20 protein-coding genes are annotated in these 22,559 nt (G+C 69.6%); 7 read left to right on the top strand and 13 right to left on the bottom strand.

Features of this window, described 5'->3' with window-relative positions; genetic code table 11:
- The 8 genes from KBX26_RS02205 to acpS all read right to left on the bottom strand — a co-directional run bounded on the left by KBX26_RS02205 (nucleotide 1) and on the right by acpS (nucleotide 7,870).
- Nucleotides 1-1,521, bottom strand: a complete 1,521-nt coding sequence (locus tag KBX26_RS02205) for a coproporphyrinogen-III oxidase family protein (protein WP_036411167.1) — start codon at nucleotides 1,519-1,521, stop codon at nucleotides 1-3.
- A gap of 18 nt (nucleotides 1,522-1,539) precedes the next feature.
- Nucleotides 1,540-1,830, bottom strand: coding sequence for a ferredoxin family protein (locus tag KBX26_RS02200; RefSeq protein WP_030330895.1), 291 nt, complete (start codon nucleotides 1,828-1,830; stop codon nucleotides 1,540-1,542).
- Nucleotides 1,831-1,863: 33 nt separating this feature from the next.
- A complete protein-coding gene (locus tag KBX26_RS02195) occupies nucleotides 1,864-2,958 on the bottom strand; it encodes an aminotransferase class IV (protein WP_210864557.1) in 1,095 nt (364 codons plus the stop codon).
- Between the two features lie 2 nt (nucleotides 2,959-2,960).
- Nucleotides 2,961-4,178, bottom strand: a complete 1,218-nt coding sequence (locus KBX26_RS02190) for an acetyl-CoA carboxylase biotin carboxylase subunit family protein (RefSeq protein WP_030330892.1) — start codon at nucleotides 4,176-4,178, stop codon at nucleotides 2,961-2,963.
- Nucleotides 4,172-4,747 (bottom strand): bacilysin biosynthesis protein BacA, encoded by a 576-nt coding sequence (locus KBX26_RS02185; protein ID WP_030330890.1) that lies wholly within the window; start codon nucleotides 4,745-4,747, stop codon nucleotides 4,172-4,174. Before KBX26_RS02185 ends, KBX26_RS02190 begins: the two co-directional genes overlap by 7 nt.
- Before the next feature lie 12 nt (nucleotides 4,748-4,759).
- Nucleotides 4,760-5,878 (bottom strand): branched-chain amino acid aminotransferase, encoded by a 1,119-nt coding sequence (locus KBX26_RS02180; protein WP_210864556.1) that lies wholly within the window; start codon nucleotides 5,876-5,878, stop codon nucleotides 4,760-4,762.
- A complete protein-coding gene (locus KBX26_RS02175; protein ID WP_030330886.1) occupies nucleotides 5,871-7,076 on the bottom strand; it encodes a DUF6421 family protein in 1,206 nt (401 codons plus the stop codon). Before KBX26_RS02175 ends, KBX26_RS02180 begins: the two co-directional genes overlap by 8 nt.
- 347 nt (nucleotides 7,077-7,423) lie before the next feature.
- Complete coding sequence (gene acpS / locus KBX26_RS02170) at nucleotides 7,424-7,870, bottom strand: holo-ACP synthase (protein WP_209444528.1); 447 nt, start codon at nucleotides 7,868-7,870, stop codon at nucleotides 7,424-7,426.
- 151 nt (nucleotides 7,871-8,021) lie between these two features.
- On the opposite strand from acpS, the gene KBX26_RS02165 reads away from it, so the two are divergent.
- A complete protein-coding gene (locus tag KBX26_RS02165) occupies nucleotides 8,022-9,107 on the top strand; it encodes a branched-chain amino acid aminotransferase (protein WP_030330882.1) in 1,086 nt (361 codons plus the stop codon).
- A gap of 57 nt (nucleotides 9,108-9,164) precedes the next feature.
- Here the strand turns inward: KBX26_RS02165 and KBX26_RS02160 are convergent, their stop codons facing one another.
- Nucleotides 9,165-10,394: a CdaR family transcriptional regulator gene (locus KBX26_RS02160; RefSeq protein ID WP_051708318.1), complete on the bottom strand. Its 1,230-nt coding sequence runs from the start codon at nucleotides 10,392-10,394 to the stop codon at nucleotides 9,165-9,167.
- Between the two features lie 255 nt (nucleotides 10,395-10,649).
- Between KBX26_RS02160 and KBX26_RS02155 the strand changes: the two genes are divergently transcribed.
- The 5 genes from KBX26_RS02155 (at nucleotide 10,650) to KBX26_RS02135 (ending at nucleotide 16,994) form a co-directional block, all read left to right on the top strand.
- Entirely contained in the window at nucleotides 10,650-11,567 is a 918-nt protein-coding gene (locus tag KBX26_RS02155) for a dihydrodipicolinate synthase family protein (protein WP_307857735.1), read from the top strand.
- Between the two features lie 178 nt (nucleotides 11,568-11,745).
- Nucleotides 11,746-13,791, top strand: coding sequence for a M6 family metalloprotease domain-containing protein (locus tag KBX26_RS02150; RefSeq protein WP_036411164.1), 2,046 nt, complete (start codon nucleotides 11,746-11,748; stop codon nucleotides 13,789-13,791).
- 85 nt (nucleotides 13,792-13,876) lie between these two features.
- On the top strand, nucleotides 13,877-14,311 hold the full coding sequence (locus tag KBX26_RS02145) for a hypothetical protein (RefSeq protein ID WP_156057442.1): 435 nt from the start codon (nucleotides 13,877-13,879) through the stop codon (nucleotides 14,309-14,311).
- The gene (locus KBX26_RS02140; protein ID WP_210864554.1) at nucleotides 14,308-14,892 is read left to right on the top strand and encodes a redoxin domain-containing protein; all 585 of its coding nucleotides are present in this window, start codon (nucleotides 14,308-14,310) and stop codon (nucleotides 14,890-14,892) included. The genes KBX26_RS02145 and KBX26_RS02140 overlap by 4 nt, the downstream gene beginning before the upstream one ends.
- A gap of 206 nt (nucleotides 14,893-15,098) precedes the next feature.
- A complete protein-coding gene (locus tag KBX26_RS02135) occupies nucleotides 15,099-16,994 on the top strand; it encodes a CocE/NonD family hydrolase (RefSeq protein ID WP_051708312.1) in 1,896 nt (631 codons plus the stop codon).
- Nucleotides 16,995-17,083: 89 nt separating this feature from the next.
- On the opposite strand, the gene KBX26_RS02130 is transcribed toward KBX26_RS02135, so the two are convergent.
- The 3 genes from KBX26_RS02130 to KBX26_RS02120 all read right to left on the bottom strand — a co-directional run bounded on the left by KBX26_RS02130 (nucleotide 17,084) and on the right by KBX26_RS02120 (nucleotide 20,598).
- The gene (locus tag KBX26_RS02130) at nucleotides 17,084-18,013 is read right to left on the bottom strand and encodes an LLM class flavin-dependent oxidoreductase (RefSeq protein WP_210864553.1); all 930 of its coding nucleotides are present in this window, start codon (nucleotides 18,011-18,013) and stop codon (nucleotides 17,084-17,086) included.
- Nucleotides 18,010-19,872, bottom strand: a complete 1,863-nt coding sequence (locus tag KBX26_RS02125) for an LLM class flavin-dependent oxidoreductase (RefSeq protein ID WP_247675406.1) — start codon at nucleotides 19,870-19,872, stop codon at nucleotides 18,010-18,012. The genes KBX26_RS02130 and KBX26_RS02125 overlap by 4 nt, the downstream gene beginning before the upstream one ends.
- A 246-nt stretch (nucleotides 19,873-20,118) precedes the next feature.
- A complete protein-coding gene (locus KBX26_RS02120) occupies nucleotides 20,119-20,598 on the bottom strand; it encodes a MarR family winged helix-turn-helix transcriptional regulator (RefSeq protein WP_036411238.1) in 480 nt (159 codons plus the stop codon).
- Between the two features lie 122 nt (nucleotides 20,599-20,720).
- Between KBX26_RS02120 and KBX26_RS02115 the strand changes: the two genes are divergently transcribed.
- Nucleotides 20,721-21,368 carry an FMN-dependent NADH-azoreductase gene (locus KBX26_RS02115; RefSeq protein ID WP_030330864.1) on the top strand — a complete coding sequence of 216 codons (648 nt, stop codon included), beginning with the start codon at nucleotides 20,721-20,723 and terminating at the stop codon, nucleotides 21,366-21,368.
- A 38-nt stretch (nucleotides 21,369-21,406) separates the two neighbouring features.
- On the opposite strand, the gene arsB is transcribed toward KBX26_RS02115, so the two are convergent.
- The gene (gene arsB, locus KBX26_RS02110; RefSeq protein ID WP_210864552.1) at nucleotides 21,407-22,501 is read right to left on the bottom strand and encodes an ACR3 family arsenite efflux transporter; all 1,095 of its coding nucleotides are present in this window, start codon (nucleotides 22,499-22,501) and stop codon (nucleotides 21,407-21,409) included.
- Between the last annotated feature and the right edge of the window lie 58 nt (nucleotides 22,502-22,559).

Raw genomic sequence — 22,559 nt, 5'->3', positions numbered from 1 at the left:
TCAGCCCGCCTTCGGCGCGGTGCTGGAGTCGGCTGGACGGGTCGCCAGCTTGGACTGCAGGAAGACCGGTGTGCGGGGGATGTTCATCTCGTCCTGGTGGAACGGGTTGCGCTTGTTCTTCAGGGAGAGGTACATGGTGCGCCGGGCCCGCGCCTTCTCCTCGTCGGAGTAGAACAGGAAGGCGATGTTGCCGGCGTTCTCCCGGCCGACCTCGGTGAGGGTGATGTCCTCGTCGGTCTCGATCGCGTACCCGCTCTCGACCATCCAGTTGATCTCCCGGCGGTACTTCTCCAGGTTGGCGACGTCCGCCTTGCGTACGGTGCCGAAGACCGGGAAGAACACCATCACCCGGTTCTCGACCTCGTCCTCACTGCAGATCCGGCCCTGCTCGATCGGGATGATGCCGTCCTCGACGTCCTTGATCCAGCGGTCCACGTTGGTGTGGTTGCGGTAGCTCCGCTCACCCATGTAGTTCTCGGCGGCCGGGCCGATGCCCAGTGTGTAACTCGCCCGGTAGCCGTTGCCGCCGCAGGCGTGGTCCAGCCCGATCGGGCCGGTCTCGTCGAGGTGGGTGAAGAAGTTGATCAGGAGCTGCTTGTCGTACCCGTAGTCGGCCAGGCTCTCCTTGATCTGGCGGTACTGGACCCGCTCGATGCTGCCGGACGGCAGCACGTCGCTCACCTTGCCGGCCCGGATCTGCTTGTCGAGCCGGGTGCCCTCCCACTGGTTGAACCGGTACGTCTGCACGAAGCTGGGGCGCAGCTCGGCGCAGATGCCGTGAATGTCGGAGGCGAGGATCTCGTCGGTCTGACCGGCGAGGTTGTACATCAGGTCCAGCGCGAAGGTCCTGATCCCGGCTTTGCGGATGTTCTCCGCCGTCTGGTAGACCTGCTCGACGGTGGCCTTGATGGTCAGCTTGCGCCGGATCTCCTCGTTGAGCGTCTGCACGCCGAACGAGATGCGGGTGATCCCCAGGGACTTGAGCATCTCGATGTAGCCGTCCGTGGACAGGCCGAGCGGGCTGCCCTCCAACGAGATCCCGTCGACCTCGCTCAGGTCGAACTCGCGGTGCACGGCCTGGATGATGGTCGCCATCGACTCCTGGTCGAGCGCCGACGGCGTGCCCCCGCCGAACTGCACGTACTTGATCTTCGTGCCCTGGAAGTACGCCGAGCGGGCGTTGCGCTCGATCTCCTTCACCATGGCCTTGACGAACCGCACCCGCTGCTCGCCCTGGTACTTCGCCGAGGACTCCTTGAAGCAGGCGCAGAAGTTGCAGAACGCCTCGCAGAAGGGGATGTGGAAGTACAGCAGGATGTTCGTCTGCTGCGGGTGCGTCTGACGGTCGAGGAAGGAGAAGTACTCCGCCTTCTCCTGCTCGGTCCGCAGGGCGTCCTGGAAGCCGCAGATCTTCGGGTAGAACCAGGTGACGTTGGTCCGCTTCTCCGGGCTCTCGAAGTCGTCCTTGAGGTAGAAGTTCGAATCGAGACCGAGCATGAACGAGTTCTCGATGGTAGTCATGTCTGTCGATCCCATCCCTTATGAGGCGGACTTCTTGCTGACGGAATTGGCGTCGCTCTGGTAGATCACCGGGTACTGCTGGCTCATCTCACCGTTGATCAGGATCCACTCGAACTTGTCCTCGGGCAGCTCGACATCGGCCCAGATGGCTTCCGGCGGACATTCGGCAACGCAGGCGTTGCAGTCGATGCACTCCTCCGGATTGATGTAGAGCATCTCCGGGCCTTCGTGGAAGCAGTTGACCGGGCAGACGTCCACGCAGTCGGTGTACTTGCACCCGATGCACGCATCGGTGACGACGTAGGCCATGATCAGATCTCCTGACGGGTTGCGCTGCCGTGGTCAGGCGTGGACAGTCGAAACTTCGGTGAGCCGGCGCATCCAGCCGAACCGGTCGATCACCTCGCCGCGGTGCAGGCCCCCGAGCACCTCTCGGAGGTGCGACGCCACGGCCACGCTGCCGGGCAGTCGGTATTCCTCCCCGCGATAGCCGAGGCCGTTGATGGACACGACGCCCTCGACCGTGCCGGTGCCGAAGCACTCGGTGATCCGGCCGTCGCTGATGCCCTGCAACACCTCCGCCAACGGAACCGGCCGTTCGACGACAACGGCCCCGGCGTCACGGGACAGCTTGATGATCGAGTCGCGGATGATCCCCGGCCGTACGGTGCCGTCCAGCGACGGCGTGGTCAGGACGCCGTCGATGACGAAGAACGCGTTCATCGCGCCGACCTGTTGGACAGTGCGCTCCGGATCGCCGCCCACCCACAGCACGTGGTGATAGTCGTAGTTGGCGGCGATCTCCCGCGGGACCAGCCCCGGCCCGTAGTTACCGACGGCGTTGATGTCCCCCGTGCCGCCCGGCCACGCCCGCACGTAGTCGTCCACGACCATCGCCCGCACCGGCACGTCGCTGGGAGCCGGCCGGGTCAGCGGGCTCGCCACGATCGTGAACAGGCACTCCTCGGCCGGGGCGACCTCGAGTGACGAGCCGTTGCCGGCCAGGACGGAGTGCAGCAGCAGCGCCGACCCGGGCTGCGCCGGGATCCACGCCTCGTCCAGGTCCACGAGTCGGCGGATCGCGAGCCAGACGCGGTCGAAGTCGAGTTGCGGGAGCGCCATCCGCCGGGCCCCGTTGTTGAGCCGCTTGATGTGGCTGTCCGGGCGGTACACCGACACGGACCCGTCGGTCATCCGGTAGGCCGCGAGGTCGTCGAAGACCGCCTGTCCGTGGTTCAGGGCCGAGGACGTGGGCCGTACGGACGGCAGCGCGTCCCGGTCGGCGATGACCATGCCCTGCCAGGACCGCCGCTTGCTCCACCGCATCGAGTACGCGTGATCGGTCAGAACGCCGCCCGGGCGCGTCGGCGCGTCGGCCGCCGGCTTCGAACGGGGTGCGGTCGTCGCCTCGACGATCAGATCGTTGTCCTTGCTCACGATCAGCTGCCTTCCTTGTCGGATATATCGACCCGCACGTCGCGGAGCACGGCGCCGACCAGGTCCTCGACCCGGCCGGGATCGCCGACGAAATAGACCTGCGCGACCCGGTTGTGGAAGATGTCGTCGGGGTCGAGCGCGGCGCCGCGCTCGGCCTCGAAGACGATCCGGTCGAACTCGTCGGCATCGAGAAACGCCTCGATGCCGGACACACTGCCGGCGAAGGCGCCCGGCCGATCGGTGGTGACGAAGGCGACCCCGGCGCTCGCCGACGAGACCGGCTCGTCCAGGTAACGGCCGCCCCGCGCCGCCTCAGCCGTCGCCAGGTAGAGATCCACCCCAGGGCCCGCCATGATCAGTTCGGGGATGCAGTCGCCGGCCAACCGTGCACCCACCTCGATCAGCACCGGACGGCCGTCCGCGGCGATGCGGGTCTCGATGTGGAACGGCCCGACGGTGATGTCGAAGGCGGCGACCACCTGCGCGGCGAACTCGTGCAGCAGCTGTCCGTGCGGTGAACTCCGTGGCGGCGTGGCGACGTGGCCCATCTCGAAGAACTGCGGCAGCGCGCTGACGAGTTTCGTGGTGATGCTGACGAGATGCAGCCCGGCCGCGTCCACCCAGCCCTCCAGAGAGAACTCGGGGCCCTCGACGTACTCCTCGACCAGGGCGACCCGCCGCGGATCGTGGTGGAACTTGACCTCGCCGTACCGGTGGATCTCCGCGCACGCGCGCTGGTATTCGTCCGCGTCCCGGACGAGGCGCACCATCAGGCTGCCGCCCCAGTCGGCCGGCTTGACGACCGCCGGGAACGCGAAGGGACATTCGCCCACATCGTCGGCCGGGACCGTGATCGATGCCGGGACGGCGATGCCGTGCTTGACGCAGCGCTCCCGCATCACGTCCTTCTGCCGGACGGCCTCGGCCGTATCCTGGCTCAGCGCCGGCAGCCCGAGGGCGCGGGCCAGCTCGGCCGCCGGGCCGACGGTGTACTCGAAGCCCGCGATGACGCCGGTCGGCGTCACCCCCAGCCGGTCGACGAGCGCCAGCAGAGCGGGGACGCCGTGGTCCGGATGCCAGTCGACGACGCGCGCGCCGGAGTGGACCTCCGCCGGCAGCAGGTCGGGAAACTGCGTCGGGATCAGGCACGGGACACCGGCCGCCACCAGCCGGCTCGCCAGCTGGATCCCGGCCGAGAGCGGCTGGACGATTATCAACACGCGGCGCCGGCCTTCCCCACGTGCAGGGTGAACACCATCGGCACCGGACCGAAGTTCTCCAGCGTCCGCAGCCCCTGGGCCTGGGCCGCGCGGTCGGTGGTCACGCAGGCGTCGTAGTCGCCCGCGGCGCAGGCGGCGGCCGCCACCGAGTTGCTGCTCGCGTACGAGATCGTGCCCCGATTCGTCACCAGGCAGCTGGGGGCGGGATGGGTGACGATGGTGGTGACGGACTGCTGGCCCGGCCGCGCGGCGAGCACCATGTCGTACGTGTCCAGGATGAAGCTGTCGGCCATCGTGAGCCGATGGAGATTACCGAACACCAGGTCGTGCAGGCGCGGATAAACGGCACAGGCGAGGATCGCCTCGCTGCCGTCGAACGCCATGACGTCGAGGCCATCCTCGACCTCGGCGTGCAGGACCACCCGGCCCTGGCGCTGTCGGTCGGCGAACCAGCGGTGCGCGGCCTTCTCCAGGTTGGTGCCGGTCGGCCCGAGCGTGTGGATGGTGGTGACGTGCGGCAGTTCGGTTGAGCTGGAACCCGCTGTGGAACGGCCGTTGGCGTCAGGCATCCGCCATCTCCCTTACTGTCGGTCGGTCGAGCTGTGAACGGATGCAAGGTCTTTGCGTACGCTCCGCAGCCATCCGTGGGTGTCCGGGCGGCTGCCGTGCTGGATCTCCATGAGCGTGTGCCGCACCCGGGCGGTCACCACGCCTTCCTGCCCGTCCCCGATCGTCACGTCGTCGTCTCCGTCGGCGATCCGGCCGACCGCCACGACCACGGCGGCGGTCCCGCACGCGAACATCTCGACGAGTCGCCCGGACCGGGCGCCGGCCATGAGGGCGTCGATCGGGGTCGGCTCCTCGGTGACCGGAATGCCGAGCTCACCGGCGAGGGTGATGACGCAGTCGCGGGTCACGCCCCGCATGATCGTCCCCTGGCACGGCGGGGTGGTCAGCCGCACGCCGTGCCGCTCGTCGTCGTCGCGCCAGACGAAGAAGACGTTCATGCCGCTGAGCTCTTCGACCCAGCGGAACTCGAGGCCGTCGAGCCACAGCACCTCGTCGTAGCCGCGCGCCTGGGCTCGCTTGCGGGTCAGCAGGCTGGCGGCGTAGTTGCCGGAACACTTCGCCTCGCCCATCCCGCCGCGCACCGCGCGTACCGTGTCCGCCGAGGTCAGCACGGAGATCGGGGTGAAGGCCCGGCCGAAGCAGGGGTCGGCCGGATACGCCAGGAAGGTGCACCGGTAGCGCCGCGAGTCGCGGAGCCCGAGCTCGGCCTCGGTCGCGATCATCAACGGGCGCAGGTAGAGGCCCTGGCCCGGCTCCTCGGGAAGCCAGCCGTCGTCAACGGCGACGAGCTGAGCGCAGGCGTCCAGGAACAGGTCGGCCGGCATCTCGGCCATCGCCAGCCGACGCGCCGACCGGGCCAGCCTGCGGGCGTGGTCGGCGGGGCGGAACAACGCGGCGGAGCCGTCGGGCTGGCGGAACGCCTTCAGGCCCTCGAAGACGCTCTGTCCGTAGTGCAGCACGAGGGTGCCGGGATCCATGGTCATCGGGGCGTACGGCTCAACGGAGAGGTCGGACCAGCCGCGCTCGGCCGACCAGTCGACGACCGCGGTGTTGTCGGTGTGGAACCGGCAGAACCCGGGATCGCGAAGGGCGGCGGCACGGTCGGTGATGGTCGGGATCCCGTCAGACATGGACCTCACTGCCCCAGAGGCTCAGGGATGCCCGGGGGCCGCCGTACCTGTCCGCCTTGTTCTCCGGTTCCAGTAGCAATCTCTCGTACAGGAAATCGGTGACCTTCTCGCGATAGGACTCGTCGTCGGTGATCGCCTCGAATTCCTCGATCGTCCGGACGAGTTCCTTGGCCGACGCGACGATTTCCGCCTTGCCGGCCAGACTGCGCCGGCCGTCGTCGCCGATGGTGAACAGGCCGTGCTCGGCAAGCCAGGTGCCGAGGGCGAAGCCGGTCCCGGAGTCGAAGTTGCGCAACGGGCGTGGCTCGGCCGGGTAGCGGAAGAGCCTTTCCAGGATGATGTACTCGAAAATGATGTCGCCGTAGGGCACCGACTCCTCGTGGCAGGCGATCGCCGACTTCAGATCGACCTTGAGCTCCTCGGCGAGACCGGGGCGCCATTTCGTCTTCAACGCCAGGTGCTGATCCAGCGGACGGGGCCCGGTGTGGTGGTAGTAGTCGTGCAGGTAGCCCCAGACGCAGCGCGCCTGATAGACGTCCTCCGGGTCGACGTCGGCGGACGCCAGCACCTTCGTGTCGGCGAACGGGGAACCGACACCACAGAGCCGCGCCACGATTTCCAGCGTGCGGGCGTAGATGGTGGTGTGCCGGTTGAAGAAGAACCAGGCGAACGACTGATCCACTGTGGGACTGGCCGTCGGAATGTTCTCCGGGAAGAAGACGACGCAGTTTCCGTCGCGCAATCCTGGGGAGGCGGAAAGGAGTCGGGTCGATTGGAAAACCGCTTTGTCGTGCGGATAGCGCGACTGAAGTTCGGCGGTGCAGTCCGGGTCCTGGCGGACGACCGTGAACGCCTCGAGGAAGGCGCCGCGGGAGCCGTCGCCGTTGGGCAGGGTGACCGGTCCGACGAAGGCGGCGGCTTCTCCGTCCTCCGGCGCGGGAACGGTGTCACGGGTCGCGTCGAAGGCCGGCTTCGCCAGGAAGCCGGAGTCTGACCAGGCACGCAAGTCGTGGACCGTCGCCTCGATCTGACGCGTCGGCATCAGCGGAGCGAGCTGCTCGATGTCACGGCAGAGCTGGTCGAGGTGCGCGAGGGCCTGATCGCCGTCGCCACGGATCTGGGCCGCGCGGATCAGGCCGGCGGCCGGCACTATGCGACGCTCGAATTCCAGGAGCTGAGAGAGCGTGCGTGGTTCCACAATATCCCCTCGGCAGCAGCATCGACGCCGTTACGGCGTCCCACCCCGTGATGCACCTCGAAGTATGCACGAAAGTTCCCCATCCCCCGAGGAACCGCTTGATCGAAATCCTCTGGGGCTGATCCGGGTCCGTCAAACGACTCTCGCTATCTGGGATATCGACAGGAGTGACTAGAGGTATTGCCGGTCTTGACTGCCCCTTGTTTTGCCCGATTGCGAGGTAAATATCGGCTGATGGCCAGTGTCGAACCTCCACACTGAATGGCTAAAGTCAACAATGTGGCATCGACGGTCAATCAAATCATATGAGCGCAATGTCCAACTTGGACGAATAGATTAGGAAGCGTTCAGGCCGGTTGGCCCACGCCCGCGACGAAGGCGTGCGCCAGATGTCGGGTGTGCGTCAGGGTGATCAGCCAGGAATGGACACCGGCCGCCTCGGCGAGCGCCGCCGCGCGCCCGGCCAGGGCCAGTTCCGGCTGCCCGGAGTGCCGGCGCACCACCTCGATCTCCCGCAGGGCCGCCCCGCTCAGGCCGGTGCCGAGAGCCTTCAACACCGCCTCCTTGGCGGCGAAACGGACGGCGAAGCGTTCCGCCGGGTCGCGTTCGAGCAGGCAGTACGCGCGCTCACCCGCGGTGAAGTGCCGCTGCGCGAAGCGCGGCTGCCGGGCCAGCAACGCCCGGATGTCGTCGACGTCGACGAGGTCGGTGCCCGCACACACGACCACCCGGCCCACCACCTGGCGGGCGGCGCTGTCGGCGGCCGCGACGATCCGCTCGTCACCCCGGCTCACCGGCGCACCGTCCCTCCCGAGTCGCCGCAGTCTGCCTATGACCGGCGACAATACGGTCGGTATTCTGCACCTGTCATCCGACAAACTTCCCCTGCGTGTTCGTTCTCGGTGACTGAGCGCCCAGGGATGCGGCCATTGAGAGGACCCGGCCATGAGCCTGCCGTTCCCGTTGCAGCAGAATCCGAACCCGGCCAGCGCGCAGCGGCGAGCCGAGATCATGGCGAATCCGGGGTTCGGCACCTACTTCACCGACCACATGGCACGGGCGGTGTGGAGGCCGGACGGCGGCTGGCAGGATTCCGAGATCGTCCCTTTCGGCCCGATCCTCATGCACCCGGCCGCGGCGGTGCTGCACTACGCGCAGGAGATCTTTGAGGGGATGAAGGCGTACCGGCACGCCGACGGCTCGATCTGGTCGTTCCGGCCGCAGGCCAACGGCGAGCGCTTCGCCCGGTCCGCCCGACGGCTGGCACTGCCCGAACTGCCGGTGCCGGACTTCATGGCCTCGGTCGAGGGGCTGGTCCGGGCCGACCAGGTGTGGGTGCCGGACGAGGACGAGTACAGCGTCTACCTGCGACCGTTCATGTTCGCGTCCGAGCCGTTCCTGGGGGTTCGCCCGGCGAAGGAGATCACCTACATGGTGATCGCCTGCCCGGTCGGCGCGTACTTCTCCGGTGGTGTCAAGCCGGTCTCCATCTGGCTCTCCACCGAATACACCCGGGCGGCGCGCGGCGGCACGGGTGAGGCGAAGTGCGGCGGCAACTACGCCTCCAGCCTGGCGCCGATGGTCGAGGCCGCCGAGCACGGCTGTGAGCAGGTCTGTTTCCTGGACGCCGCCGAGGGCCGCTACGTGGAGGAGTTGGGCGGCATGAACCTCTACTTCATCACCGCCGACGGCAAGATCATCACCCCGGAACTCGGCACCATCCTCGAGGGCGTCACCCGGGGGTCGATCCTCATCCTCGCCAAGGACCTGGGCCTGGAGGTCGAGGAGCGCCCGGTGGAGATCCGGGAATGGCAGGAGGGCGTGGCATCCGGCGCGATCACCGAGGTCTTCGCGTGTGGCACCGGCGCCGTGGTCACGCCGGTCGGGCGTCTGGTCTGGGACGGCGGCGAGGTGACGGCACCGAAGGCCGGTGCCGAGGACTCGGTGACCATGCGGCTGCGTCGGCATCTGCTCGACATCCAGTACGGCCGGGCCGCCGACCCGCACGGCTGGATGACCCGCCTGGTGTGACGAGGACCGTCCGCTCGGTCGCGTCGCTGTTCGCGGCCACGCCACGGGCGGGCGGCGTCACGGTGTGCGGTAGTGGCCGGTGAGGCGACCGAGCTTCATGGCCAGGTGCAGGCACAGGCGCTCGTTGCCGTCCTTGAGGTCGGTCCCAGCGAGCTGTTCCACCCGCTGCAGCCGGTAGTACAGCGTGGTCCGGTGCAGTCGCAGTTTCTCGGCGGTCGCGTGCGCGTTGCCCGCCAGGTCGAGGTAGGCCTCAAGGGTCTCCAGCAGCACCTGGTGGGCGTCGTCGCGCAGCAGCCGCTCCAGCCCGGGATGGACGCCCGCGACGTCCAGATGCTGGCTGTCCAGCTGGGACAGCACCCGGTAGATGCCCAGGCCGGCCCAGGAGATCACCCGGCCGAGCGCGGGCAGTTGGGTGCCGACCCGGGCCGCCTGGGCGGCCTCCTGGTAGGACGCGACGGCGCTGGACAACTCGGCGCGGGGCTGGCCGATCCCGGTCACGGTCCGGTCCACCGACGCCAGACCCCGGGTCGCGGTGCTCAGCGCCGCGTCCAGATGCGCGGCGGAAGCCTCCGGCGTGGGGCGGCCGGCGATCCGGTCGCCGCAGACCAGCAGCACCCCGTGGTCGTGCCAGACCAGGTGCAGCGTCTCCCGTACGCCGATCCACCGACGGGTGGTGACCAGGGCCTGCTCCAGGGCGATCCGGGCCACCTCGTCGGGTTGCCGCCCACCGGTCGGCACGAGCTGCGCGACGAGCGCGACGGTAGATCCGTCGGCGGCCACCACGCCCTCATCCAGCAGCGCCCGCGCCGCGTGCTCCCGCGCCTGCCGGCCCTCCACCAGGAGGGTTCGGGTGGCCTCGGTCTCCCGCTGCGAGGCGAGCTCACCGAGCAGGTTCTCCCGGTAGAGGGCCAGGGACAGGTCGGTGAAGGCGCCGGCCGCGGTGGCGATGTCGGCATCGGTCATCGAGCCGTCGGCGTCGATGAACCAGACGAACCCGAGCAGCAGGTCGTCGTGCCGGATCGGCACGCAGACCCTCGCCAGCAGGTCCAGCTCGGCGCACGCCGGGGTGCGGATCGGTGCGCGCGCCGTGAGCACGCCCTTCCCCCGGAACCAGGCGATCACCTCCGGCGTCGTCTGCCGACGCAGGATCGACATCCGGCGGACGTCGTCCATCGGGCCGTCGTGCTCGCTGTAGGCGACCACCCGTTGCCGCCGGTCCTCGATGAGGGCGGGTCGCCCCACCCGGGCGGCGACGGCGTCGACGATTCGCTGGAGCTCACCGTGCATGTATCTCCCATGGTTGCGCTGCGTGACAGGGATCGCGCGACCGTCAGTCCTTACCCTCCGGTGCGGATGGGCCATTGCGCAAGGTCCACTGTCGAAGTCGCGACATAAGGACGGACGGCACCGCGACTGTTCCGGCATCTGTCCGAAGACCGGGGATGACAGACGTTCCTAAGGTTCCGGTACGGACCGCACCGGTGCCCCGCGCACGATGCGGTACCGATGACGGGCGTTTGCCGGCGGGGAGGGGATATCCGAGTGGGAACTGGTAGGCCCTGGCGGGGCGTGCTGGTCGCCATCACCACACCGTTCCGCACCGACCTGTCGGTCGACTTCGACCAGCTCCAGGAACACGTCCGTTGGCTCGCCGCCGAGGGGTGTCACGGGGTCGCGCCGTGCGCGTCGATGGGGGAGTACCGGGCCCTCTCCGACGACGAGCGGGCCGCCGTGGTGAAGGCGACGGTGCAGGCCGCGCCACCCGGTTGCGCGGTGGTGCCCGGTGTCGGCGGTTACGGCAGCAGGCAGGCCCGCCACTGGGCGGAGCAGGCCGCCGCGGTCGGCGCCGACGGCGTGCTGGCACGGCCGCCCGACGGGCCCGCCGCCCGGCCCGCCGATGTGGTCGCCCACTACCGGGAGGTGGCGGCGGTCGGCCTGCCGGTGGTCGCCCACAACGACCCGTACGACGCCCGGCTGGACCTCACGCCGGACCTGTTGGCCACCGTCGCCGAGATCGACGGAATCGTCGCGGTCAAGGAGGTCACCGGCGACGTCCGCAGGTTGCACCGCCTGCGGGACCTCTGCCCACACGTGGACGTGCTGGTCGGGGCCGACGACGTGGTGCTCGAACTGGTGTTGTGCGGCGCCACCGGATGGATCGCCACCCTGCCCAACGCGCTGCCCCGCCAGGCCGTGCGCCTGTACGAGCTGTGCGCCGCCCGCGACCTGGCCCAAGCGCTGCCGCTCTACGCCGAGCTGCACCCGATCCTGGGCTGGGCCTCCCGGCCGGAAGCCGTACAGGCGGTCAAGCTGGCCATGGAGTGCGCCGGGCGGTTCGGCGGACGGTGCCGCCCCCCGCGCGGACCCCTGTCCGGCACCGCTGTGGACGGGGTGCGCCGCGACGTGCTGCGGGCCCTCGCGGCGACGGCCGGGCCGGCGTTCGGGGCCGGCAGTGGCTGAGCCGGCGGGCACGCCGGTCCTTCAGGTGTCGGAAGTCGCCGGCCCACCTGCCGACATCTGCACGGTGACCGGCACCGGCCCGCCCTCCTAGATTCGCTGCGCGGCCTGCTGACAGGTGTCGCGCGGTACCCCCACCGGGACGCCAGCGCCGCGTTTTCCTCCGACGAGAGGTGATTCCGTGCACCGTGCTACCCCCCATCGAACCCGGCTGAGGCGGGCCGTACTGGCCGCAGCCGTGGTGACCACCCTGGTGGCGACCGGGGCGGCGCAGGCCGCCGCGGCCCCGGCCAACCCGGCCGGCGGCACCGCGCCGTTCCAGGTCCTGGACCCGCAGGCCTGGCAGAACCCGGACACGATGACCTGGAACGACTACAAGGCTGTGCCGGGCAAGAACTGGGCCGACCCGAGCGTGTCGGGCTCGGTCCGCAACTTCAAGATCGCTCTGGTGGCGCTCGACTATCCGGATGAGACGTTCGCGGTCTCCCAGCGGGCCCGCTCGACGGTGTTCGGCAACCCGCAGTCCGTCGCGACGAACATTCCCCGGGCCGACGTGCCGAAGTTCTACCAGGACTTCCTGAACACCCCGAACACCCTGAACAAGGGCCACACCCTGCACGAGTACTGGATGCAGGACTCCAACGGCCGCTACGGCGTCGACCTCACCGGGTTCGGGCCGTACCAGATGCCGGCCAAGTCCTACCAGTACGGGCTGGACAACGGGTTCAACCCGGGTGCCTGCCCGAGCGGGGACGTGTGCGGCAAGAACATCCGCACCGACGGCCTGGGCGCCTGGCGGGCGGCCGTCGGCGAGGAGGTCGCCAACCAGTACGAGTTGGTGTTCATCCTCAGCGCCGGCCAGGACGAGTCGTCGACCTGGCAGGAGTTCGGGCAGATGATCTTCCAGAACAAGGAGGACGTGCCGGACGCCTGGGGTCCGCCGGACCCCAACCTGCCGAACTGGGCGAAGACCCGCTACGTGGACTGGACCTCGTGGAAGGCGGCGGCGACGCTGTGGCCGAACGCTGGCGGCGGCTCCTCGACGCAGGGCGAGAGCTCCGGCATGGGCGTCTACGCCCACGAGTTGTCCCACCTGCTCGGCATCGGCGACAACTACAACAACCCGTACGGCGAGCCGCTGCGCCGGGCGTACACCGGGATCTGGAGCATGATGTCGCGCGGGTCGTTCAACGGCCCGGGCGGTCCGCACACCCGCTGGCAGATCCCACCGACCAACGGTGGCTCGATGGGCTCGCTGCACACCCTGCGGGACAAGATCAAGATCGGGCTGGTCGGCGAGGAGCACGTGCTGCGGCTGTCGCGGGAGTCGCTGGCCTCCTCGGGTCTGGTGGTCGCGCAGGTCACGTCCCGGGCGGTCGACGCCGGCCCGAAGGGTCTGAGTGGGGTGAACATCGCGCTCAACAAGGACCTGTCGCCGACCTGTGCGGTCAGCACCGATCCGTTGTGCGACGGCGGCAACTTCAACAACTACACGGTCGAGGTCGTCGACCGGATGGGCGCGGACTCCTTCACCCCGGACAGCGGCGTGCTGCTGAGCAAGACGAAGAACGCCGACAGCGCCCCGTTCCAGTGGGTGGTGGACGCCAACCCGCAGGACATCGACATGATCGACTTCTACCGGCCCGACGGCACCCCACAGAAGATCACCATGGGTGACTACCGGCAGCTCTCCGACGCGCTGTTCCACGCCGGCGCGGACACCGGCAGCCAGTACGAGTACGTCGACGAGGCCAACCGGCTGCACTTCTACATCATCGATCTCAAGCGGGACTCGGCCGGCTCGCTGTCCTACACCGTGGCGGTGCGTTCCCTGGACGGCACCGGCGGGCCGAGCAGTCACGGAGTGAACCTGGGCAAGGGCGAGGTGACCAGCGGCGGCAAGCCCACCAACCGCGGCGTGACCTGCTCGTTCGAGCTGACCAACACCGGTACCTACTCGGCCGGCGGGCAGCAGCACCCGGAGAACGTCAGCGCTTACCTGAAGTCGGACGTCTACCGCCTGTCCGCGGAGGTGGCCGGCAAGGGTTGGCGGACCTGGCTGCCCAACCAGCTCGCCACCGCACAGTTCGGCAAGGCCACCACGGTCACGGTGTCGGTGGGTGCCACCGCCGCCGCCGCGGAGACCGGCTTCGTGAAGCTCACCGCGACCTCGGAGAGCGACCCGACGAAGACGGTGACCAAGCAGTGTCGGGTCGAGAAGTCCTGACCGACGCCCGAGGTTGACCCCGGTCCTGCCGGGTCCGCGGCGACAGGCCGCCGCGGACCCGGCAGGCGGGCTGAAGGAGGATGACGTGCGGCGAAGCATCATGACTCTGCTGCCCCTGCTGCTGGCCGGCGCGACCGGCTGCGGCGCCGTCGGCGCCACCCAGGAGGCGGTCTCCCCGACGACCGTCCGGGTCCTGGTCCGCGACATCAACATCCGGGCCGCGGGTGTGGACTGCGCCGGCACCGGCCCGTACACGCACTTCCACAACCGGGCGCCGTACCGCGTACTCGACCCGGACGGGGCGGCGGTGGCCAGCGGGCAGCTGCCGGCGGGAACCGCGGTGGCCGCCTTCGCCGAGGACCTGGGGGTCGAGCGCATGCCCACCTACTGCGAGTTCGCCGTTGCGGTGCGCGTGCCGCAGCGGGCCTCCTACCGGCTGGAGGTGGACGGCCGGCCGGCGCTCGACCTGACGTCGGACAGCAGCGAGGGCCCGGCGCTGGTGGCGGTGGTCCCGTCATGAGGCGGGCACTCCTGCCGCTGCTGCTGACTGTGGCACTGCTGGGCGGATGCAGCACGCCCACACCGGAGTCCGGGCCCCCTCCGGCGCCCGCCGGAGGGGCGGCGGCGCTGCCCGGACCGGTCCCCGCCGACCTGGCGTTGCGCCCGGCACCCGGCACCGCCCCGGCCGCCCCGGCGTTCACCGGCGCGCTGACCGACGGCACACCGTTCGCCGCCGCCGAACTGTGGGCGCAGCGCCCCGTCGTCTTCACCTTCTTCAACTCCTGGTGCACCACCTGCGCCAGTCGCCAGGCCGCCCTCAGCGAGCTGGCCCGCAGCTATCGGGACCGGGTGGTCTTCGTCGGCGTGGCCGGCGCGGACCAGGCCGACGAGGTCCAGGACTACCTGCGCGCCCACCAGGTGGAGTATCCGGTCGTCCTGGACGACCAGCAGACGATCTGGCGTTCGTACGCGGTGCGGGAGCCGCCGGCCGTCGTGCTGGTGGCCAAGGGTGGCGCACTGCTGCGCGGCTGGCCGGGTGGCCTGGACGCCCCGACCCTCGACCGGCGGCTGCGGGAGCTGGTGCTGGCCGGCCAGCCGTAGCCCCGTCACCCAGACACCCCGGTGCGACGCCGGCCCGGCACCGGTCGGCGTCGCACCGGGGTCTTGCCGTGCCCGCCGCACTGCTGCCCGCCGGGCGACTGACGCACCCCGTCGAAGCACGCCCGACGAACTTCCTACACGTGCAGGTGGTGGCACCGGCCGCCGGCTCGTAGCGTACGCAGCCTCGGACACATCAAGGAGAATGCATGGCTACAGTGGGAACGCGGTGGCGCAGAGGCGTGGCCGTACTGTCCGCGACAGTGCTCGCCGCCCTCGGCGCGGCACCACAGGCGCTGGCGGCGGACGGCCCGCCGTCGATCGTCGTCCAGGACGGCGTCACCCAGCCGGTGTTCGGCTACGCCGACGCCATTCGGGAACGCCTCTTCATCGACTCCACCTTCGACAGCGACAACGACGGTCTGCGCGACATCATCGCGTTCGACCTGATGCGGCCGGCGGCCACCGCACAGGGGCTCAAGGCCCCCGTCGTGATGGACGCCAGCCCCTACTACTCGACTGTCTGCCGGGGCAACGAGTCCGAGTGCAAGGCGGACCTCGACGGCGACGGGCTGCTGGACAAGTGGCCGCTGTTCTACGACAACTACTTCGTGCCGCGCGGCTACGCGGTCATCCTGCTGGACATGGTCGGCACCAACAACTCCACCGGCTGCCCGACCACCAACGCCAACCAGGACAACCTGAGCGCCAAGCAGGCCATCAACTGGCTCAACGGCCGGGCCACCGCCCGTAACGCCGCCGGTGAGATCGTCAAGGCGGACTGGCACAACGGCAAGACGGGGATGATCGGCAAGTCGTACGACGGCTCGCTGGCCATGGCCACGGCGGTGACCGGCGTGAAGGGCCTGACCACCGTCGTGCCGATCAGCGGACCGACCGAGTACTACGACTACGTGCGCAGCAACGGCGTGGTCACCCGCGGCAACAGCTACGTGTCGTCGCTGGCCAACACGGTCACCAATCCCGAGCGTCGGGACTACTGCAAGCCGGTACGCGACGCGATAGGCGCCGCCGACGGCGACGAGCACGGCGACTACACGTCCTTCTGGAACGAGCGCAGCTACGTCAAGAAGGTCCCCAACGTCACCGCCAGCGTGCTGCTCTACCACGGCCTCAACGACGACAACGTCCGCCCGGACCACTTCAGCAAGTTCTGGTACGCCCTGGCGGAGAACAACGTGCCGCGCAAGCTGTGGCTGTCGCAGGAGGGCCACGTCGACCCGTTCGACTCGCGCCGCGCGGTGTGGGTGTCGACGTTGCACCGGTGGTTCGACTTCTGGCTGCAGGGCGTCGCCAACGGCATCATGGACGAGCCGCGGGTGGACCTGGAGCGCTCCGCCGACGTGTGGGAGACCCACGCCGACTGGCCGATCCCCGGCAAGGCCGACACCGAGGTGTTCCTGCAGCCCGGCGCCACCGGCGCGGGCGGTCTCGGGCTGGTGCCCACCGCGAAGCCGGCGACCGGGGCGTTCCAGGACAGCCGTACGCAGAGCCAGAACACCATGATCCTCAACCCGGACGTGGTGCAGCCCAACCGGCTGGCGTTCCTCTCCGCGCCGCTGTCCGCGCCGCTGCACATCTCCGGCACGCCCACCGTGCAGCTGCGGGCCTCCGCCGACCAGGCCGACACCAACCTCGGGGCCATCCTGGTCGACTACGGCACCGACGAGCGGGTCGCGCACCGGGCCTCCGGCGAAGGGATCATCACCCTGGACACGTCGGACTGCTGGGGCGAGAGCAGCCCGACCGACGACGGCTGCTACAAGCAGACGGCGAAGCGGGTGGCCACCGCCGACTACGAGCTGGTCACCAAGGGCATCATGGACGCCCAGAACCGGCAGTCGATCCGCGTCGCCGTGCCACTGGTGCCGGGGGAGTCGTACAACTTCAGCTTCCCGCTGCTGCCGGAGGACTACGTCTTCAAGCCCGGCCACCGGATCGGCGTGATCATCGTGGCCAGCTACCCGCAGTACTCCAGCCAGGCGGACACCACCGCCGCGAACCTGAAGGTCGCGCTGAAGAGCAGCAATATCGTCCTGCCCGTGGTCGGTGGCACCGCCGCCGCACACGCCGCCGGTCTCTGACCGGCTGATCGCCGGGCCGCCCAGCGTGGCTCACCACCGGGCGGCCCGGCGATCACCTCTCCGGGCCGCCCACCCCCACCTCGCGGCTCCTACGCTCTGGGCGGCCGGGCGGCTGCGCCGGCCTTGCGTTCCCGCTCGACGACCTCTCGCACGGCAGGTGCGATCTCGGCGCCGAAACGCTCGGTGATGCTCGGGTCGTCCCCACCGATGATGAAGGCGCTGATGCCGTCCCGCAGCGCCAGGTCGACGATCTGGTCGACCCAGGCGGCGGGCGGGCCGTTGAGAAGCCCACGCGGGGCTGACGAGAGCTGGACCTTCATGAAGTTCATCAACCGTCGTACGGCTGCCGGGTCGCGGCCGGCGTCGTGCGCCGCGCCGTCGATTCGCGCGTTGAGTTCCGGTAGGGAGTCGGCGCCCCGGGGCAGGTACTCGATGCTGGGCAGCCAGCCGTCGGCGACCGCACCGGTGAGCGCGAGCATCTTGGGCTTGTACGCCCCGACCCAGATCGGGATGTCGTGGGCGGGACGCGGTCCGCGTCGGGCGCCCTTGACCGAGTAGTACTGCCCGTCGTAGCTCACCTCGCCGGGGGCCGTGGTGTCCCAGATCTTGCGGATGATCTCGATCCCTTCGCGCAGCGCGGTGACGCCCTGGGCGGCGCTGAGCCGGCGTCCGCCCATGGCGGCGATGCCGTCCCAGAACGCACCGGCACCGATGCCGAGTTCGAAGCGGCCGCCGCTGAGGATGTCGAGCGAGGCGGCGGCCCGGGCCAGGACGGCCGGTGGCCGTAGCGGCAGGCTGGTGACGTTGGCGTTGAGGTGGACGCGCTCGGTGCGGGCCGCGGCGAAGGCGAGCAGGGTCGACGTGTCCAGGTACGAGGCCTGGTACGGGTGGTCCTGGAAGCTGACGAGGTCGAGGCCGGCCCGGTCCGCGGTGACCGCCAGGTCGACGACCTGTCGGGCCTGTTGTGCGGCGGGTGTGATGAAAGCGCCGAAGAGCAGGTCGTGTCCGTAGTCGGTCATGCCTGTGCCTCCTTCGTTGTCCGCGGGTCGATGGCGAAGTTGTCCCGGAAGAGGTTGTCCGGGTCGTAGCGGTGTTTGAGTGTGCGAAGGCGCTCCAACACCGGTGCCGGGAAGGCGTCGAGCAGCCGTTCGGGACTGCGGTCGGTCTCGAAGCTGAGGTAGAGGCCGTCGAAGTGCTGACGCAGTGGTTCCCATACGGCGTTGAGGCGCTGATTGTTCTGGCCCATCGCCGTCAGCTGGAATGCCGGCGTCCGATGGCTGAAGGACGCCTCGCCCGGTGCGACGTCGGCGATCGCGCCGCCCATGGCCCGCAGCTCGAAGAAGTAGACGCCCCCGCTGCGAAGCATCGCCGCGGCATCACGGGCGAACTCGGGGGTCAGTGTGGGCAGGAAGGCCGACCGCGAGTTCGGCTCGCCGAATCCCTGGTGGCCGTTCGGCCCGACGTCGGCGGCGTTGCCCATGACTCCCGAGTACGGCGTCATCACCACCTGCTGTCCGGCGAGCGCCCCGAGTTCCAGGAACGGTGTCAGGCGCGCCACGACGGTGTCGGGATCCGGGTTGTCGACCACAGCGAAGAGTTGGATGGTCGACGTGCCCGCACGCGGCTGCCCGGTCACGAGGAACACCGTGGTGTCCCGTGGTGCCGAACTGGCCAGTTCCGCGAAGCGGCGCAGCGACTGCTCGATGTCGGTGGAGAGCAGGACGAGTTGCGCCCAGCCGACCTCGCCCACCTCGTCGACCTCGAATTCGAACGAGGTGGCGATGCCGAAGTTGGCGCCCGCTCCCCGTACGGCCCAGAACAGTTCCGGGTTGTGCTCTCTGCTCGCCCGCACCTGCCGTCCGTCGGCGAGTACGAGGTCGACCGACCGGAGATGATCGATCGTCAGGCCGTGGTTGCGCGAGAGCAGGCCGATTCCGGCCGCGGTGGCGAGCCCGCCGACGCCGACGCCGCCGTAGTCGCCCGAGCCGAGTGCCCACCCGTGCGGGGTCAGGGCTTCGGCGACCTGCTTCCAGGTCGCGCCGGGGCCGATGCGCACGAGCCGGCGGACGGGGTCCACCACACTGATCGTGTTCATGGCGCCCACGTCGATCACCAGGCCGCCCCGGTTTGTCGATCGGCCGCTGATGCCGTGGCCGGCGCTGCGGATGCCGAGGGGCAGGTGCCGGTGTCGCCGGGCGAACTCGATCGCGTCCGACACCTCGGCCGGTGTCGAGGGCCGCAGCACCAACCCGGGAGCACCGCCGCGCAGATAGGTGGAGGACAGGGAGCGGTACTGCGGATCGCCGGGCTCGACCGCGGTGTCGGCGAGTGACGCTGGTACGCCGTCGTAGTCGATGCCCGGCTTGCGCTGGGCGCGCACCGCGGCCGAGCGTCGGCGTACGCCGCTGCGGTGGTCGCCTTCGGCGGCGAGCGCTGCGAGGCGTTCGACGTCCTCGCGCGAATCCACCGGGACCACGACGGGCAGGTCGGCTTCGGCGAGGCGGGCCAGTTCCGCCGGCTTCGCGTCCCGTGGCGCGACGACCCAGCCGGCGGGGTCGGAGATGATCCGCCCCTGCGCCAGCAGGTCGATGCTGTCCAGCGCCTTGGCGATCACGCTCGGGTACTGCGCTTGCGGGTCGGTCGGATCGGGAGCGGTGGTGGCGCCGGCGGGGGCACCGATGGCGATCCGGCGTGTCGATCCCGCCAGCCAGACCGCCGCGGTCCAGGGGTCCAGGCCGGCTGATGTCCCGGTCGCCGCGTCGGCGACGACCACAAGGTCCAGGCCGCGTTCCTCGGCGAGGCGGGCCAGCTCGACTGTCTCCAGCGGCGCGCGGGCCAACCGTGACGCGTCGAGGACGATGCCGATCTCCATGATCATCTGATGTTCCCCATCCCGACTCGCGCGAGCAGTGCGATCACTCGCGCTCTGAACCCTGTCGCGGCCGGTGTCTGGTGCCGGTCGTCGCTCAGTTGAATGCTCGGCCAGGGAGATAATATTCCACGCAGACGATCTGCTCGGCAATGCGTACGACGATCACCCGGGCGGCCCGGGAAAGGGACGCCGTGACCTGGGGGTGCAGTTCCGCCCGGTGGAACAGGCGACGCGGTGCACCCCGCCCGGGCGTCAGCGGGTGCTGGCCTCCGGAGCCTCGGAAATCTTCCGGGTCACATGGCAGGCCACCTCGCGCAGGACGTCGATCTGGCTCGCGGTGAGGCCGTCGATGACGTAGTCACGGACGGCCGCGACGTGGCCGGGGGCCGCGGCGACCACAAGATCCCACCCGGCGTCGGTGAGCGAGGCCACGGTGTAGCGGGGGCTTTCCGGGTCGGGGGTGCGGCGGAGCAGGCCTCGTTGTTCGAGGCGTTTGACGACGTTCGACAGTCGGGACAGCGAGCAGCTGAGGTGGCTGGCGAGGTCACTGAGTCGCATGGTTCGCCCCGGCGCCATGGACAGGCCGCTGAGCACGAAGTAGTCGAACAGCGTGAGGTGGTTGTCCCGCAGGAGTTGGGCGTCGAGGGCGCTCGGCAGGTTGAACATGAGTTTGGCCAGCGCAAGCCAGGCGTCGCGCTCGTGGTCGGTCAACCACCGAGGTTCGTCGGGCATGGCGCAAGCGTACGTGTCGGCGTGGTTCACGAGGGTGAGGGACGTCTCCTTCAGGTTCAAGCTTGAACAATCTGCTCTAGGGTGAGGTTCAACCTTGAACCTCAGTTCCCCAGGGAGTGCTCGTGACCTTGTTCCGGCTTGATGCCAGCATCCGAACGCACGGCTCGGCGAGTCGTGAAATCGCGGACATCGTCGAGGAGGAGTGGCTCGCCAGTCATCCCGGCGACACCGTCGAGCGCCGCCACGTCGGGGTGGACACCCTGCCGGCAACCCTCTGGGCGGCGGCGGTGTCCGCCGGTATGACGCCGGCCGAGGAACGCACCGCCGAGCAGCGGGAGGCGGTGGCCCTCGCCGCGACGCTGGTGGACGAGTTGCGGGCCGCCGACGCGTTGCTGTTCGCCGTGCCGCTCTACAACTTCGGCGTCTCCCAGCATTTCAAGACGTACGTCGACGTGGTGCTCGCGGACCCGCGGGCGACCACGGAGCCGTTCCTGGCGGGTAAGCCCACAGTGCTCGCCACGGTGCGTGGTGGTGCGTACGGTGCCGGCACACCTCGGGAGGGCTGGGACCACTCGACGCCGTACCTGCGCCGGATAATCGGTGACTGCTGGGGCGCCGACCTCACCGTTGTCGAACGCGAGTTCACCCTGGTCGGGGTCAACCCCGCACTCGACGCGTTCGTCGACCAGGCCGCCCAGATGCACGCCGGGGCCCTGCAGTCCGCCCGGGAGGCCGGTCGTGCCCTCGGCGCGCTGAGCGTCCCGAGCTGAGCCGTCTCTTCCCGAGAACCGGAACGCGGGTGAAGCGGTCACCCCGAAGCTGCCGGCTTCAGCTGGTTGATGTCGGGGTGACCGAACCGGCGCCGGGCGGCGAGGCTGACGTAGACGAGGGCGACCAGCACCGGCACCTCGATCAATGGCCCGACGACGCCGGCGAGGGCCTGACCGCTGGTGACGCCGAACACGCCGATCGCCACGGCGATGGCGAGTTCGAAGTTGTTGCCGGCGGCGGTGAAGGCGAGCGTGGTGGTGCGTTCGTAGCTCAGGCCGATCGCCCGACCGATGGCGAACGAGCCGAACCACATGATCCCGAAGTACGCGAGCAGCGGCACCGCGATGCGGGCCACGTCCCAGGGCTGGGCGGTGATCGCGTCGCCCTGCAGGGCGAAGAGCAGCACGATGGTGAACAGCAGCCCGTACAGGGCGACCGGCCCGATCCGCGGCAGGAACCTCGCCTCGTACCAGTCGCGGCCCTTGGCGCGTTCGCCGAGTCTGCGGGTGAGGTAGCCGGCGGCCAGGGGGATGCCGAGGAACACCAGGACGCTGCCGGCGATGTCCCAGCCGGAGACGGAGAGCCCGGCCTGCTCCAGGCCGAGCCAACCGGGCAGCACGGTGAGGTAGAACCAGCCGAGCAGGCCGAAGGCGAGGACCTGGAAGACCGAGTTGAGGGCGATCAGGACGGCGGCGGCCTCGCGGTCGCCGCAGGCCAGGTCGTTCCAGATGATGACCATCGCGATGCAGCGGGCCAGGCCGACGATGATCAGGCCGGTGCGATACGCGGGCTGGTCGGGTAGGAGCAACCAGGCCAGGGCGAACATGACGGCGGGGCCGACGAGCCAGTTGATCACCAGGGAGGAGATCAGCAGGCGTCGGTCGGAGGTCACGGTGTCGAGGCGGTCGTAGCGGACCTTCGCCAGGACCGGGTACATCATGACGAGCAGACCGAGGGCGATGGGTACGGATATTCCGCCGACCTTGACGAGGTCGAGGGCCTCGTCGAGGCCGGGGATCAACCGGCCCAGGAGCAGGCCGGCGACCATGGCGGCGCCGATCCATACCGGCAGCAGCCGGTCCAGCGTCGAGAGTCGGGGTGCGGTGCTCGACGGGGTGGTCGGCGTCGTCATGTGCCTGGTTCCTCTTGGTCTCTGGGTGGGGGTGCGTCCGGGCCGCAGGGCCGTCTGC

The sequence above is a fragment of the Micromonospora sp. C97 genome, from assembly GCF_018070385.1.
In the GTDB taxonomy this organism is placed as follows: Bacteria; Actinomycetota; Actinomycetes; order Mycobacteriales; family Micromonosporaceae; genus Micromonospora; species Micromonospora parva.
Note: the sequence above shows the minus strand (reverse complement) of the source record. Positions and strands in the feature narration are given on the sequence as shown.

Coding starts and splice junctions, on each gene's coding strand:
- KBX26_RS02205 (WP_036411167.1), bottom strand. CDS start 1,521: ATGACTACCATCGAGAACTCGTTCATGCTCGGTCTCGATTCGAACTTC.
- KBX26_RS02200 (WP_030330895.1), bottom strand. CDS start 1,830: ATGGCCTACGTCGTCACCGATGCGTGCATCGGGTGCAAGTACACCGAC.
- KBX26_RS02185 (WP_030330890.1), bottom strand. CDS start 4,747: ATGCCTGACGCCAACGGCCGTTCCACAGCGGGTTCCAGCTCAACCGAA.
- KBX26_RS02180 (WP_210864556.1), bottom strand. CDS start 5,878: ATGTCTGACGGGATCCCGACCATCACCGACCGTGCCGCCGCCCTTCGC.
- KBX26_RS02165 (WP_030330882.1), top strand. CDS start 8,022: ATGAGCCTGCCGTTCCCGTTGCAGCAGAATCCGAACCCGGCCAGCGCG.
- KBX26_RS02160 (WP_051708318.1), bottom strand. CDS start 10,394: ATGCACGGTGAGCTCCAGCGAATCGTCGACGCCGTCGCCGCCCGGGTG.
- KBX26_RS02140 (WP_210864554.1), top strand. CDS start 14,308: ATGAGGCGGGCACTCCTGCCGCTGCTGCTGACTGTGGCACTGCTGGGC.
- KBX26_RS02135 (WP_051708312.1), top strand. CDS start 15,099: ATGGCTACAGTGGGAACGCGGTGGCGCAGAGGCGTGGCCGTACTGTCC.
- KBX26_RS02130 (WP_210864553.1), bottom strand. CDS start 18,013: ATGACCGACTACGGACACGACCTGCTCTTCGGCGCTTTCATCACACCC.
- KBX26_RS02125 (WP_247675406.1), bottom strand. CDS start 19,872: ATGATCATGGAGATCGGCATCGTCCTCGACGCGTCACGGTTGGCCCGC.
- KBX26_RS02120 (WP_036411238.1), bottom strand. CDS start 20,598: ATGCCCGACGAACCTCGGTGGTTGACCGACCACGAGCGCGACGCCTGG.
- arsB (WP_210864552.1), bottom strand. CDS start 22,501: ATGACGACGCCGACCACCCCGTCGAGCACCGCACCCCGACTCTCGACG.